The sequence below is a fragment of the Nocardiopsis eucommiae genome, from assembly GCF_965344335.1.
GTDB lineage: Bacteria > Actinomycetota > Actinomycetes > Streptosporangiales > Streptosporangiaceae > Nocardiopsis > Nocardiopsis eucommiae.
Genome location: NZ_CBDRIY010000049.1, coordinates 25,729 through 39,588, shown reverse-complemented (window position 1 = coordinate 39,588; position 13,860 = coordinate 25,729). Strand labels below are relative to the sequence as shown.

Annotated in this window: 11 protein-coding genes; 7 read left to right on the top strand and 4 right to left on the bottom strand. The window is 69.3% G+C overall.

Annotated elements, in window-relative coordinates:
* Positions 1–55 precede the first annotated feature (55 nt).
* Positions 56–571 (bottom strand): VOC family protein, encoded by a 516-nt coding sequence (locus ACRWK8_RS23930; RefSeq protein WP_378748230.1) that lies wholly within the window; start codon positions 569–571, stop codon positions 56–58.
* Between the two features lie 509 nt (positions 572–1,080).
* On the opposite strand from ACRWK8_RS23930, the gene ACRWK8_RS23925 reads away from it, so the two are divergent.
* Genes ACRWK8_RS23925 through ACRWK8_RS23910 form a run of 4 tightly spaced genes read left to right on the top strand, consistent with a single transcriptional unit; the run spans position 1,081 to position 6,100 of the window.
* Positions 1,081–3,429 (top strand): TrbL/VirB6 family protein, encoded by a 2,349-nt coding sequence (locus ACRWK8_RS23925; RefSeq protein ID WP_431872930.1) that lies wholly within the window; start codon positions 1,081–1,083, stop codon positions 3,427–3,429.
* Between the two features lie 37 nt (positions 3,430–3,466).
* A complete protein-coding gene (locus ACRWK8_RS23920; RefSeq protein ID WP_431872929.1) occupies positions 3,467–4,135 on the top strand; it encodes a hypothetical protein in 669 nt (222 codons plus the stop codon).
* A gap of 4 nt (positions 4,136–4,139) precedes the next feature.
* The gene (locus ACRWK8_RS23915; protein WP_431872928.1) at positions 4,140–5,312 is read left to right on the top strand and encodes a C40 family peptidase; all 1,173 of its coding nucleotides are present in this window, start codon (positions 4,140–4,142) and stop codon (positions 5,310–5,312) included.
* Between the two features lie 2 nt (positions 5,313–5,314).
* Positions 5,315–6,100, top strand: a complete 786-nt coding sequence (locus ACRWK8_RS23910) for a hypothetical protein (protein WP_431872927.1) — start codon at positions 5,315–5,317, stop codon at positions 6,098–6,100.
* 31 nt (positions 6,101–6,131) lie between these two features.
* Here ACRWK8_RS23910 and ACRWK8_RS23905 read toward each other — a convergent pair whose 3' ends face one another.
* On the bottom strand, positions 6,132–6,683 hold the full coding sequence (locus tag ACRWK8_RS23905; RefSeq protein WP_378748208.1) for a thymidine kinase: 552 nt from the start codon (positions 6,681–6,683) through the stop codon (positions 6,132–6,134).
* 522 nt (positions 6,684–7,205) lie between these two features.
* Here ACRWK8_RS23905 and ACRWK8_RS23900 point away from each other — a divergent pair.
* Positions 7,206–8,027 carry an ion transporter gene (locus ACRWK8_RS23900; protein WP_431872926.1) on the top strand — a complete coding sequence of 274 codons (822 nt, stop codon included), beginning with the start codon at positions 7,206–7,208 and terminating at the stop codon, positions 8,025–8,027.
* 15 nt (positions 8,028–8,042) lie between these two features.
* On the opposite strand, the gene helR is transcribed toward ACRWK8_RS23900, so the two are convergent.
* Positions 8,043–10,175, bottom strand: a complete 2,133-nt coding sequence (gene helR / locus ACRWK8_RS23895; protein WP_431872931.1) for an RNA polymerase recycling motor ATPase HelR — start codon at positions 10,173–10,175, stop codon at positions 8,043–8,045.
* Between the two features lie 494 nt (positions 10,176–10,669).
* Between helR and ACRWK8_RS23890 the strand changes: the two genes are divergently transcribed.
* Together ACRWK8_RS23890 and ACRWK8_RS23885 are read left to right on the top strand one after the other, a co-directional pair.
* Positions 10,670–10,984, top strand: a complete 315-nt coding sequence (locus tag ACRWK8_RS23890) for a hypothetical protein (protein ID WP_352388647.1) — start codon at positions 10,670–10,672, stop codon at positions 10,982–10,984.
* A 74-nt stretch (positions 10,985–11,058) separates the two neighbouring features.
* A complete protein-coding gene (locus ACRWK8_RS23885) occupies positions 11,059–11,358 on the top strand; it encodes a putative quinol monooxygenase (protein ID WP_352388649.1) in 300 nt (99 codons plus the stop codon).
* 6 nt (positions 11,359–11,364) lie between these two features.
* On the opposite strand, the gene ACRWK8_RS23880 is transcribed toward ACRWK8_RS23885, so the two are convergent.
* Entirely contained in the window at positions 11,365–13,722 is a 2,358-nt protein-coding gene (locus ACRWK8_RS23880; RefSeq protein ID WP_431872925.1) for a tetratricopeptide repeat protein, read from the bottom strand.
* Between the last annotated feature and the right edge of the window lie 138 nt (positions 13,723–13,860).

The window sequence follows — 13,860 nt, the reverse complement described above, 5'->3', positions numbered from 1 at the left end:
ACCCCCCCCCCCCCCCCCCCCCCCCCCCCCCCCCCCCCTTCGTCCTGGTCCCGCGTCAGGCTCCGGGGGTGTCGGGTCCCTCGATTCCCGACTCACGGAGGAACCGGGCCTCCGGGCTCTCCGGGTCGTAGGGGCGGGCCGCGGTCATGACCACCCGGGCGTTCTCCGGAGTGGTCACCTCGACCTCGACCGAGCCCCAGGGCATCTGGCGCGGACCTGTCGTGGACCCGGGCCGCTGCTCCTCGCAGGCCGTCACGATGCCCTCGATCTGGTTCAGCACGCAGGAGAAGCTGACGCTCGAGGCGGACGCCTGCTCCGGGCGCTCACCCGGCACGAGCAGGACGTCCTGGAACGCCCAGCGCCGCAGGTGGACGACCTGGCCGGGGACCGAGTAGAGGTCGAAGAACCCGAGGCCGTCGACCCAGAACGCCTTGGACGCCTCCAGGTCGTGGGTGGGCACGGTGACGAACATCGGCATGCCGTAGATGCCCCGGAACAGTTCCGGAGGCGCGGTGTCGGGTCCGGGCGGAGGGACGGGGCTGACGCTGAACGCGTGGAAGGTTTCGCTCATGGGGACCATCGTTGACCCTCACGTCGCGTGAGGGTCAAGCCGGTGCGAGGCCCTCCGTTTCGGTCCTTCTCCAATAGGGGCTGTGGGTTCTGTGGAAGGTGCGGACGGTACCGGGTCCCAGTCCGCTTGGTTGTCGTATGTCCACTTTTGGCGGCGAAAGGTTCTGTGACGCCCCTCATAGTCCACATCTGGTGAGCAAATTGTGGCCTTGAGGTTTTTGGGTGTTACGGCCCGCCTTGGGAGCCCGTTACCTGCGCAAACGAGGAGATCGCCCCCATTTAGTCGCGTGTCTCCGGCCTGTTCCGGGGCACAGACCGAAAAACCGGTCGCGTTGCAGCCATCTCCCAACCCGGTGATGGCGCACCATAGAGGATGGGGTAAAGACATGCGGGGGCCTTGTGGTCGCGTGCGGTCGCCCGCCGGACGGTGTGGCGGTGCGTGTGCGGTCGGGAGGCCCTGGTGTCTGCCAACGATTTTCCCGCACGAACCACGACGCAGGAGCTCAGCAGATGAGGCATCAGCACGTCCACCGGCGGGGTTGGCGACGCATCCTGATGACGTTCCTGATGCTGTGCGGACTGATCCTCATCCCACTGAGCTCCGCGCAGGCGAACCCCATGTGCGCGGGCAATCCGGCTCCGCTCCCGGAGTCCGCGGGCAGTGGTTCGGACGGTCTCCTGGTGCCGCCGCAGTCGCAGTCGGCGATCGAGGGTTCCCCTGACGGGATGCCCCCCGACGCGAGCATGTACGGCCAGTACGGGACCGCCGGTCAGCAGTGGCACATGATCACCGAGTCCTGTGTGGACAAGATGGGTTTGGGCGCCCAGGCCACCATCGCGAACTCCGCCTGGGACCTGTCGAAGACCATCAACCAGTCGACCATCACCGTCTACCAGGCGGCCACTTCGGATGGTCTCCTGTCCAGTTTCACCGAAACCGTGGAGAACGTGGTCGTCGCCCTCCGGGAAGGCATCTGGCGTCCTCTCATCCCCACGGTCGTGATACTCGGCGCCATTTGGCTCGGTTGGTACGGCCTCATTCGCAAGAGGATGACCCTGACTCTTGAATCTTCCGTTTGGATGGTGGCCGCCACCGCGCTCGGCATGTGGATTCTCATCAATCCGGCTCAGGTCATGGGATTGGGAAGCACTCTCGTCAACTCTGGAACTCAGCTCGTGACCAGTGCGGTCGGGCAGGTCCCTTATGGAGCCGGGGCCGTGTCCTGCCCAGCCGGCGCCGAGCCTCCGGAACGGGCGTCCTGGGAGTCCGAAGCGGATTTTCAGGTACGCCGTAACGCTGACATGATGTGGGCCAGCCTCGTATGCCAGCCGTGGGTCGCGGGACAGTTCGGCAACGGTGACATTGCCGAGATCGCCACGCAGGAACATGCCGTTGACCTGCTGGCTGCTCAAGGCATCAGCCGCATTGAGCAGCAGCAGTTGGCTGATGGTGAGCTTGAGGCCGAAGCTCTGATGGCGGAGAAGCAGGAGTCGTACGAAAGCATCGCCAGCAATGTTCAGACTTCATTCCCCAGTGTCTATCCGATATTCGCGGGAGATGACCAGGGGAGTCGTCTGGGGGTGGCTACCCTTGCCCTGTTTGCCTCCATCTTCGCAGGGGGGTTGATTCTTGCCGGTTCCGTGGCGCTCATTGTTCTGAAGATCGCATTTATCCTTCTCTTCATGCTGGCGCCCATTTTTCTGCTGATCGGGATCCACCCTGGGTACGGTCGTATCGTGCTGCTTCGATGGGTCGAGATGATGGTCGGATTCCTCTTGAAGCAGATCTTCGTGGTGTTGATGATCGCCTTGCTTGTCATGAGCTACGGACTGGTGATGTCTACCCCACTCGGCTGGGGCCTGCAGATGATCCTTCTCGCGTTGTTCACCCTGGCGATCTTCATCTACCGGAAGACGTTCGCCTACCTCTTCGCCTCGGTCAACGCGAACACGTTCACCTCGCGCATCGTGACCGACGCAGCTCGCAGCCAGGCCCTGGACAAGAGTGCGATGGTGCTCCCCCCGGTCGCCTACCTCAAGACGCAGAACTGGGGCCGCCGCCGGGGCGGCGTGATCGCTGGCGCGGCGGCGGGTGTTCCCGCGGGTGGGGGCGTCACGCCGGGGGCCACCGAAACGGCGGAGGAGGTTCCCGAGGGCGGCAACACCCGTGCCGAGGGCGCTCGCGTTCGGGGAGTCGGCGGCTACGGGCGGGTCCGGGGCAACGACAACGCTCCGCCGCTCAACGTCAGTCGGAGTGGTGGGGGCGGTGCCCCGCGCCCGACCACCGGTTCCCGCAATAGTGACCAGGCACCGAGTCTCTCCGGAGGGGGAGGCGGAGGTGCTGGGGCAGCTGGCGGCGGCGGAGCGATCCCGCCCCGGCCCGCCGGCGGCTACACCGGAACCGGGGACAGCGGCTGGGCCGCCGTCTTCGGTACCGGCGGCGGAGGCGGTGGTGCCAACCGCAACGACGGTGGTGGCTCCGACTCCCGCTCCGGTGGGGGCATGTTCGGTGGCGGATCCAGCAACTCACGTGCGGCCAGCGCGGACCGCGCCGAGCCCAGCACCGGGCGGGGCATCTTCAACGGGCGCGAGGACACCCCTGCCCAGGGGAACCTCGGCGGCCGGAGTTCGCGTTGGGGTGGGCCGAAGGAGAAGCGCGAGCGCCCCGCCCCGCAGCGGCCCGCGCGTCCGGCCCCCGCCGACCGTGGCCGACGAGGCGATGGTGAGGGCGGCTGGCTGACCGGTTCCGGGAAGAGCAAGGACAACGCCCCCATCACCCCGTTCTGGGGGGAGGGCGGCCCCTCCAGCACCCGGGACCGCAAGCGCGACGTCCCCTTCTGGCTGAACGACGACCAGTGACCCGGTCACAGAGCAGACGACAAGGCAACCGACCACCATGCCCAACCCTCTCCCCGAACGCACCCAGCGACTGGTCGTCATCGGCCTGATCGCCGCCCTGGCCGGTTTCGGCATCTACTTCAGCCTCGGCGGGTTCGGGGACGACCAGGCGGAGGATCCCGGTGGTCCGCCCCGGGAGCCGGGTGCCGCCCAGGGGGAGGCGCCCTCCTCCAACCCGGGGGCCCTGGCCACCGTCCCGCCCAGCCCGATCCCGACCACCGCCGCCGAGGACCTGGACGTCCTCGGCTGGTTCCCGTTCTCCGAAGGCGAGTTCCAGGCGGCGGGAGCGACCGCACAGGCCTTCGCCGAGGCCTACGGGACCATCGACTACGCGCAGGATCCCGAGGCCTACTACGCGGCCATGGAGGCCCTGTCGACCGACGAGTACGCGGAGGTGCTCTCCGACGCGAACCGGGTCGGCGCCTTCTGGGCGGAGATGAGCGAGGCCGAGGCCGTCGCGGAGGGACGCGCGGAGGTCCAGGAGATCCGGACCTTCGGCGCGGACTCGATCACCTTCGTGGTCACCGCGCAGTCCATCACCGAGACCGGTGCCTCCGAGTTCGACGAGGATCTCGGAGACTTCGCCGTCACCCTGGTCCGCGACCGCGGGACCTGGGCGGTCTTCGACTTCCAACCCGCCGACGCGGGACAGTTCGGGGAGGAGTGAACGCGTGATCTCCGCTCTCCGTACCGCGACCCCGAACGAACGAACGGGTTCCTGCCTGACCAGGGTCGCGGTCCTGGCGGCCGTCGGTGTGGCTGGCCTGGTCCTCCTGACCCTGATGGTGATCCCGGCGCTCACCAACAACACCCAGGTGGGTTCCTGGTTGGCCTCCGGCGTCGTGTGCGCCCCCAACGCCGACGCCGACCAACCGGACAGCAGCGCCTACGCGATGGACACCATCCCGGAGAACTACCTGGAGCTGTACAAGGAGGCGGGCGAGGACCGGGGGGTTCCGTGGAACATCCTCGCGGGCATCGGGCAGGTGGAGTCCCACCACGGGCGCTGGGAGGGGCCGGGGATCACCGAGGGCCACAACGACTGGGGGGCCTCCGGTCCCATGCAGTTCGGATCGCTGGACGGGTCCGCGGCGGGGAACAGCTGGGGCGGTGAGCCGATCCAGCCGGTCGACGAGCGGCCCGAGCTGGGCTACGGGGTGGACGGCAACGACGACGGCGTCGTCAACGTCTACGATCCGGCCGACGCCATCCCGGCCGCCGCCGACTACCTTCTGGCGCACGGCCTCGAGGACGACGTCCGCCAGGCGATCTTCGGCTACAACCGTGCCTGGTGGTACGTGGACGACGTGCTGGAGTGGGCGGAACGGTACGCGGACGGCGACTTCAACACGTCCGACTCCATCCGGACCGCGGTGCTCTGCGAGTTGGACGAGGACGGGGTGCCGATCGGCCAGGCGCCTGACGACCTGTCGCAGGCGGTCGTGGACTGGGCCCTCGACCAGCGCGGCAAGCCCTATATCTGGGGCGGCACCGGACCGGACGGGTACGACTGTTCCGGACTGACGATGAAGGCCTACGAAAGCATCGGGGTGACGGTCCCACGGGTTTCGCAGGACCAGTGGGGCTTCGGCCCGGAAGTCCCTCAGGGCGAGGAGCAACCCGGGGACCTGGTCTTCTTTGACGTGACCCGGGCCGGAGAGCCGCCGGGACCGGGCCACATGGGAATGGTGATCGGGGACGGTTTGATGGTCGAGGCCTGGTGCACCAACTGTGGTCCGATCGCGGTACGCGAGTACGATGACCCCAATCGTGCGGACATCGTGGGGTTCACCCGTCCGCTTGAGCACCCCGAAGTGAAGGCTCAGCTGGAGGCGCAGGCGTAACCGTGGCGGACACCCAGGAAAAGGACGCGAAGCGCGGAAGACCAGCGAAGAAGGGCCTGCACGGCTGGAAGGCGGCCCTCACGGTCTTCGGGTGCGGTACCTTCGCCGCCTTCGGCGTCTTCGGTGTGATCGTCGGAGTTCTGAGCCTGTTCGTCACGACCGTTTCCTCAGGCCTTCCATCCGGGGAGTCGTCGACCAACCCGCCAGGTGCCGGGATCGGTGCTCCAAGAGCGGATCTCGAGGTGGGGCAAATGGACGTGTGCTCCGACAACCTCGACAACCTGACGAGCATTTCAGTTGATCGCAGGGATTCCGGGGACTCGTACCTGGACACGGTCGACCCAGATCAGATTGACATCGACGGGGCCCTTCGTGTGGTGAGTGACCAGTGCCAGTGGGAGTTGATCTCCATGGGGAATTCAACGCCATGGGATTTCAGTTTCAACTACGAAGTGGTGATCGACGCTGATTCTGGCATTAACAGGGACGATCTCGCTGCTGCCCGGTTTGATGTGTTGAAGAGTGAACTCCCTGATCTGGTGGAGAACGTCGAAAACGAGACAGAGTCTCCCATGGGAGAGCATTCATATTCCGTGTACGGATCCGGCGATTCCGGCCAGTCGGTGTATGCGGCTCTGATTCGAACCCGTAGTGCCGTTTACACGATGCACTTCGAGGACAGGGCCGTACAGTCCACCAACCGAGTGGGGGAGGGCACCTTCCAAGGGGAGGGTCGCAAGATCTCGAACTTCCTGGGGCAGGGCTTCGAGTACTGGATCCCTGCCTAGGAAGACGGCGCCCTGGCGCCGCCTGGCACCCCTACGCGACGCCGGCCATGAAGTGGTGGCGGCACAGGGTCGTGTACGACTCGTTGCCGCCGATGTGCACCTGCTCGCCCTCGTAGATCATGACCCCGTCGACCACACGGGCGTTGTGCGTGGCGCGGTTCCCGCACCAGCAGCGGGCGTAGACCGGCAGGATCTCTATCTTGTCCGCGAGCTCGACCAGTCTCTTCGACCCGGGGAACAGCGCGCCCTGGAAGTCGGTCAGGATCCCGTAGCAGTACACGTCGATGCCCATGCCGTCCACGACGCCCGCGAGCTGTCCGACCTGCTTGAACGACAGGAACTGGGCCTCGTCGCAGATCACGTAGGAGGCCTTGCGGTCGGCCACGTCGTCGTACAGGTCCAGGGCGTCGCCGACCTCGACCGCGGGTGAGGTCAGGCCCAGTCGCGAGGAGATGATCCCCGAGCCCGCGCGGTCCTGTTTCGTGTACAGGACGCCCTCGCCCCCGCGGGAGTGGTGCTCCTGGAGGGCCATGGTGCTCTTGCCCGAGTTCATCGAACCGGTGAAGTACTTCAGCTCCGCCATGTCTCTTCCTCGGTCGCGGGCGCTGCTTGGGGGAGGCCCGACTGCCGTCGAGGCCAGCAGCGAAGATATCAGCGGGGAGCGGGGCCCGGTCACACCTGTCGGAGCCCTCCCGTCCGGTGGCCGCGTCGTGGGGGACGGTTCGCGGCCGGTTGCGGGGGTGGGGCGGTTCGGGAAGGGGCCGGTCCGAAACCGGGTGGGGCGTGCGTGTGGGATGTCGCACGCGCCAGTGACCTCCCGTGGTGATGGGTTCGTGACGTGCGGGACGGCGGGTGAGCGTACCGTCCTGGGGTGCGCTGTTGCCTCGAGGTGCTCCGGTGGGTCGCGGTCGGCGCCCCCGGGACTCCTGGGAGCGCCCTGGGAGCGGTTCCGCGCGAAGGATGACGCGCTCGGAGCCGTCCGAAACGGCTTCGATATATTTGGGCGCGCCTTGTCCTCATTCAGGGCGCGTGTGTGAGGGGGAAAGTGACGTTGCGGCGGGAACAGGTCACCCAGATCGTGGAAAGTCGTTGGTTCTCCAACGTCATGCTTGCCGTGATTCTGGCCAATGCCGTCATATTGGGCTGGGCGACCTATGGCGGTTCCGCCCTTCCGTATCTCGAAGCCGTCGAGCAGTTCGTGATCGGTCTGTTCGTCGTCGAGATGATCCTCAAGCTGTACGCCTGGCGCGGGGGGTTCTGGCGGGACGGCTGGAACTGGTTCGACTTCGGGGTCGTCGTGATCTCGCTGATCCCGGCGAGCGGGCCCTTCGCGGTGCTGCGTATCCTCCGGGTCCTGCGGGTGCTGCGGGCGATCACCGCGGTCCCGCAGATGCGCCAGATCATCGGCGCCCTCTTCAAGGCGGTGCCCGGCATGGGCACGGTGATCGGTCTGCTGCTCATCGTGGTCTACACGTCCGCGATCCTCGCCCAGCAGATGTTCGGTGAGAGCGTCCCGGAGTTCTTCGGGAACCTCGGCACCTCCCTGTACACGATGTTCCTCCTCATGACCACGGAGAACTGGCCGGACGTCTCGGACGAGGTGCTGGCACACCACCCGTACGGGTGGGTCTTCTTCGTCGTCTACATCGTGCTCACCGCGTTCATCATCCTGAACCTGGTGATCGGTGTGATCGTCACGTCGATGGAGCAGGAGTTCGGCAAGGGCCGGTGGGAGGAGGACCAGCAGCTCGAACTGGTCCAGCACAACGCGGTCATGGATCGGCTGGCGGAGCTGAGCGAGCAGGTGCGACGACTGGAGGGCAGGCTCCGGGAGGAGGGCGCCGCAGAGGTCTCCGTCGTGGGCGGCGATGCCCCCGAGGGGGAGGCCGGGGAGGCCGGGGAGGGCGGGACGAGGGCCCGGGAGTGACGGGCCCCCGACCCCTCAGGGGCTGGTCAGGATGACCAGCCGCTGGGTCGCCCGGGTCATCGCGACGTAGCGGTCGACCGCGCCCTCCACCCCCTCACCGAAGCGGTCCGGATCGACGAGGACGACCAGGTCGAACTCGAGGCCCTTGACGAGGTCCGGGCTCAGGGAGCGCACGCGCGGCGTGGCCCGGAACGCGGGGTGGCCGATCACGCAGGCGGTTCCCTCCGGGTTCTCGGCGAGCCAGGAGTCGACGACCTCCCGCAGGTCCGACAGCGGTCCGTGCCGGACGGGGATCCCGCTGGCCCGGACGGAGGTCGGCACGTTGGCGTCGGGCAGTTCCGCGCGGATCACCGGTTCGGCCTCCGCCATGACCTCCTCCGGGGTCCGGTAGTTGACGCTCAGGGAGGCGAGGGTGACCCGGTCGAAGCCCACCCGCTCCAGCCGGTCCCGCCACGACTCGGTGAACCCGTGCCGGGCCTGGGCGCGGTCCCCGACGACGGTGAAGTTTCGGGACGGGCAGCGCGGCAGCAGCATGCGCCACTGCGCGTCGGTCAGCTCCTGGGCCTCGTCCACCACGATGTGCGCGAACGGTCCCGCGAGCAGGTCCGGGTCCGCGGAGGGCAGCCCGTCCCCGTCGACGAGGGTGTCTTGGAGGTCCCGGTGGCGCAGCATCGTCACCAGCCCCTCGCCGTCGTCGTCGGCCTCCAGCAGGGTGTCGATCACGGACGACCTGCGCTCGTGCTCGGTCGCGGCCGAGGCCTCGCGGCGGCGTCGGTGTTCGGAGGCCCTCGGGTCACCCAGCCGCCGCCGGGCGGCGTCGAGGAAGGGCAGGTCGGAGATGGTCCAGGCCTCGGGTTCCTCGCGCTGGAGCCGCTGGATCTGGTCGGCGTCCAGCCACGGCGCGCAGAGCCGGAGGTAGGCGGGCACGGTCCACAGGTCCCCGACGAGGTCGGTGGGTTCCAGCAGCGGCCAGGCCCGGTGCAGGGTGGTGAGCAGTTCCACGTCACGGAGCAGCGTCGCCCTGAGCGTCGGCGGGGCGACCTCCTCGTCGGTTCGGTCGGCCAACTGGTCGAGGAGGATCTCCACCAGCTCGTCGAGGATGGTCTCGCGGGCCTCGTTGTGCGCGGTGCCCGGGTCCACCGACCCGAACGCCTCGGCCCAGTCGTCGGCGCTCAGCCGCAGGTCGCACCAGGGGGTCGAGACCGTCGTGCCCGTCTTCGGGGGCCGCTCGTCCACCAGGTGCGCCGACTCCTTGAGCCGCGCGGCCTCGGGATCGGCCTCGGTCCGCGTGGTGCCGCCCTCGGGGACCAGGTCGCGCACCGTACAGGTCTGGACGCCCTCCTCACCGAGGCTGGGCAGGACGTCCGCGACGTAGGCCAGGTACGGCTGGTGGGGGCCGACGAACAGGACCCCGCCCCGGCGGTGGCCCACACGCGAGTCCGAGTAGAGCAGGTGCGCCGTGCGGTGCAGGGCGACCACGGTCTTGCCCGTGCCCGGGCCGCCGTCCACGACGAGGGCGCCGCCGGAACCGGCGCGGACGATGGCGTCCTGGTCGGCCTGGATCGTGCTGAGCACGTCGCGCATCCGGTCCGAGCGGTGGGCGCCCAGGCTGGCGATGAAGGCGGACTGGTCGTCGAGCGCGGCGTGGCCCTCGAAACCGTCCTCGGTGAACACCTCGTCCCAGTAGTCGCTGACACGGCCGAGGTTCCAGCGGTACCGGCGACGGCTGGCCAGGCCCATCGGGTGGGCGTGGGTGGCCGCGAAGAAGGGTTCGGCCGCGGGGGAGCGCCAGTCGATCAGGAGGCGCCGCCCGTCGCGGTCGGTCAGGCCGAGCCGTCCGACGTAGACGGGTTCGAGGTCGTCGGCCCCGACCATACGGCCCAGGCACAGGTCGGAGCCGAAGCGGCGCAGGGTCCGCAGGCGGGCGGACAGCCGGTGCACCTCCATGTCCCGGTCCAGGACCTCGCGCACCTTGCCCGTGGGAGCCCGGCGGCGCTCGTCCAGCCGGGCGGAGAGGTCGCTGATCGACTGTTCGAGGGTGTCCCGGACGGCGGCGAGGTGCCTCTCGTCGTCGGAGACCAGGGTCGGATCCCCCTTGGAAGAGAGGTGGTCCGAAAGCTCGAAGACGCTTCTGGCCTGCTGTTTCACAACGTCCCCCGTGTCGTTGGTTCTGCTCACGGTGGACCATTGTGAGGGGCGAGGGGGGGCTTGCGGCAAGCCCCGGGGTGAGCTATAAGTTAAGAATGGCGGGGAGTGTCCTGAGACCCCCGCCAGCCCACCGATCTCCGCCGGGCACACGGCGTGGCAGGTCGGACCCCCACCCCGTGAACGCGTCCTTCGGCATGGCCCCGTGGCCCTGATGGGCGGCCCCAGCTCCGGACCGCCCACCCGACCGAACCCGAAACGGGCTCACCGAGCGCTCTCGGACAGAGCCGGTGCCGTTGCTCCCCGACGGCTCCCGAGACTGTCCGTTTGTGGTGGGAACATCCTCTGTGATGCCGGGTGTCTGTTTGGTGGCGGGAATGTTCTGGGTCGGCCTCGATCTCGGGTTTTCTCTGTTCTCCGGGCCGAAAGCGTTGTAGGAACGACGGGAAAGCCCAGCGAACGCTGCGTGCCCCCAGCTGAGGAGAGAGCGGACATCGATGGACGTTGAGCCCGAACACGACGGTCGGACCCCCAGACAGCGGGACCGGGACCGCAAGTACCGGGAGCACGTCGCCAGAGTCCAGCGCCGGGACCGGCTCGACAGCTGTGTCACCGACGTACGGCTGATCTACCAGGCCCTGCGGCACCGTGCCGAGCGCGGTTCCCCGGAGTGGAGCGAGTTCGACCGGCTCTGGCGCTACCACGGGGAGGTCGAGAAGACCGTCTCCCAGTTCACCGCCGCCGAGCAGGACCAGATCCTGGACGAGTACCCGAGGCTCGCCGCCCACCTCCGGGCCGAGTACCGGCTCTGAGGCGCGGGAGCCGTGTCGCCGCGGGCGCCGTGTCGTCCCGGGAGTCGGAGCGGCGCGTCGGTAGTGTGCCGTCCATGACCTTCGCGAACGTCGGCGTCCTGGAGACCGCCCCGGGCAGGCGGGACGAGGTCGTCGCCGTCCTGACCCGGCACAACCCCGAGCTCGGGGCAGCTGGATGCCTCTCGTACGAGGTGGGCGTCGACGACGCCGCACCCGACACGGTGTTCGTCACCGAACTCTGGGAGTCGGAGGACGCGCACCGGGCCTCCCTGCGGCTGCCCGGCGTTCGGGCCGCGATCGTCGAGGCGCGGCCCCTGCTCGCCGGGATGGACGGGCGGCGCTTCACCGTGGTCGGCTCACCCCTGCGGGACTGACCCGGCTCAGATCCAGGACTGGTTGAGCGCCTGGGGGCCGGTGGGTTCGTCGTTGGGGTCCACCTCGTGGTTGCCTCCGTTCCCGTTGGTCCCGTCCTCGCGCGCGCCGCTGTCGTCGGGGTCGCGGTCGCTCGGGTGGCGTCGCGCCCTGGTTCGGCGCTCGCGCCGCAGCCGTTCCAGCTGACGCTGGCTGGACAGTGTGTCGGGGTGTTCGTGGCCCTGGACGCGGCTCCGGTCCGCCACCAGCGCCTCCAGGGCGCTGACCGCGCCGTCGGCGTCGTGTGCGCGCGCCTGCCAGCAGGCCAGGTTGTGCCTGCTGGTCAGGGTGCCCGGGTGGTCCGGGCCCAGTACCTCCTCCTGGACGGCGACCAGCTCGCGGAGTTCGTCCACCGCGCCCTCGGGGTCCCCGGCGACGCCGCGCCAGTGGGCGAGGTTGTGCAGGGTGCTGAGGGTGTTGGGGTGGTCGGGACCGAGGTGGTCGCGCTGGTCCGCGAGGAGCGCGCGGGACGCGTGGACCGCCGTGTCCAGGTCACCGGACTCGGCCTGGCACACCGCGAGGTTGCCCCGCGTGCTCAGGGTCTCCACGCGGTCCGCGCCCACCACACGGGTCAGGTCCTCGAGGAGCCGGCGGTAGCGGGTGATCGCCCCGGCGGTGTCGCCCGCCTGCGCACGGAGGTAGGCCAGCCCGTGGCGGGTGCGCAGCGTGTCCAGGTGGTCCGGGCCCAGCACCCGGAGCTGGCGTTCGTGCAGGTCCTCGAAGGCCCGTTGCGCCTGAGACAGGTCGGCGGTCGCCCCCGTCCAGTACGCCAGCGGGTCCGTGATGACGGGCGCGCCGCCCTGGCCGCCGTGCCGGAAGAAGTGGCCCGTGTGCTCGGCGGGGTGGCCCCCGGGTTCGAGGGTGTGCGCGACCGCCTCGGTCAGCACCTCCCAGTACGTCACGGCCCACTCCACCTGCCGGGAGGTGTCGAGGCCGCTTCCGGCGCGGAACAGCACCGGGTGGATGCCCTCCTCCCACAGCCAGCTCCACACCCGGACCCGGCCCGTGGTGCGTTCGCGCAGCACGGCGGTGTTCGAGCGCAGGCGGCGGCCCAGGGCCGAGTCGCGCGCGGTGTCCGGCCACACGTCCACCAGCCCGTCGGCGATGGCCCGGACCGCCTCCCTCGTGGGGCGGGTCCGGGTGTGTTCGAGGGTGGCGCGCTGGGTGAGCAGGTGGGCGACGATGACCAGCGGAGTGTCCCGGGTGACCAGGTTGAGGCGTTCCAGCGAGGCGAGCGCGAGTCGGACCTCGTGGCGGGTCAGGGTGCGCGCGGGGAAGGTGCGCCGCCCCAGGTAGGTGCGGATGGGACGGGAGACGACGACCTGTTCCGGCGTGGCGGCGGAGTCGAGGAGGGCGATCAGGCCCATGAGGGGTCGCGCCACGCCCTCGGGTCGGTGGGAGTCGGCGCGTTCCAGGGCCAGCTCCCAGGTGACGGCGACCGGGGAGTCGGTGTCCCAGTGCGGGAAGGACGCACGGCGCTCGGCCGCACGCCGGTGGAACAGGGCCAGGTAGGCGGCGGGGGAGAGCTGGAGGTCGGCCATGTGGGCGGTCGCCTGCGACAGGGCCAGGGGCAGGTGGTCGAGGGCGGCGGCGAGGGGGCGCAACTCGTCGTCGGTGTGCGCGATCCCGGCCTCCACGAGCGCTGACCTGAGGAAGCCGTGTGCCTCGGTGTCGGAGAACCCCCGGACGTCGTGCGGAAGGGGCCCGTGCGGGGAGAGGTCGTGCCGGGTGGTGACGATCATCCGTCCGTGGGCGCGCTCCGGGGGCGGCCACAGGTCCGCGACCTCGGTCGGGTCGGTGAGGTCGTCCCACACCACCAGCCAGCGGCGTTCCTCTCCGTCCACGGGTTCGTGCAGCCAGGAGAGGAACTGTCCGGCGGCGAGCTCGGGGTCGTCGGGGACGCGGGCGAAGAGCTGCCGTGCGGCCTGGGCGTAGGCGAACACGACCCCGTCCCGGGTGGCGGCGTCGGCCCACAGCAGGACCTCGGGGCGCTGGGACGGCACGGGGTGGCCGCTGAGGGCGCGGGCGTGGTGGGCGGCGAGCTGGGTCTTGCCGACCCCGCTCGCCCCGGCCAGCACCTGGTGCGGGGCGGGGGAACCGAACCCGCCCAGGGTCGTGTCGAGGGTGTCGGAGAGGGCACGCCGACGGTGGTGGTCCGCGGGCTCGGGTACCAACCCGACGCTGATCGGCCAGTTCACCGGGTTTCGGCTGGTGTGGAAGTCAGTTCCGGAGGTCGGAGTTCCCGTGGGGACGGGGTGGTCGGGGCACGTGCCGAGGTGGTGGTCCTCCGCGTTCGTGCCGTTGCCGTGTTCGTGGCCAGAGCTCAACAGCCACACCCTTCCCGGGGTCCGAGGGAGTCGCGCGCTCAGCGTGCTTACGTGTCGTATGCCCCGATCGTGACTCGGGAACCCCGGGGGCAAAGGGGTTTCGGTCGATCCAGTTCCCATCACGGAGGGGAGTCAACC

Bases quoted from the DNA above. Each gene is read 5' to 3' on its own strand.
- ACRWK8_RS23905 (WP_378748208.1), bottom strand. From the start codon at position 6,683: ATGGCGGAGCTGAAGTACTTCACCGGTTCGATGAACTCGGGCAAGAGC.
- ACRWK8_RS23900 (WP_431872926.1), top strand. From the start codon at position 7,206: ATGCTTGCCGTGATTCTGGCCAATGCCGTCATATTGGGCTGGGCGACC.
- ACRWK8_RS23930 (WP_378748230.1), bottom strand. From the start codon at position 571: ATGAGCGAAACCTTCCACGCGTTCAGCGTCAGCCCCGTCCCTCCGCCC.
- ACRWK8_RS23920 (WP_431872929.1), top strand. From the start codon at position 3,467: ATGCCCAACCCTCTCCCCGAACGCACCCAGCGACTGGTCGTCATCGGC.
- ACRWK8_RS23925 (WP_431872930.1), top strand. From the start codon at position 1,081: ATGAGGCATCAGCACGTCCACCGGCGGGGTTGGCGACGCATCCTGATG.
- ACRWK8_RS23885 (WP_352388649.1), top strand. From the start codon at position 11,059: ATGACCTTCGCGAACGTCGGCGTCCTGGAGACCGCCCCGGGCAGGCGG.
- ACRWK8_RS23890 (WP_352388647.1), top strand. From the start codon at position 10,670: ATGGACGTTGAGCCCGAACACGACGGTCGGACCCCCAGACAGCGGGAC.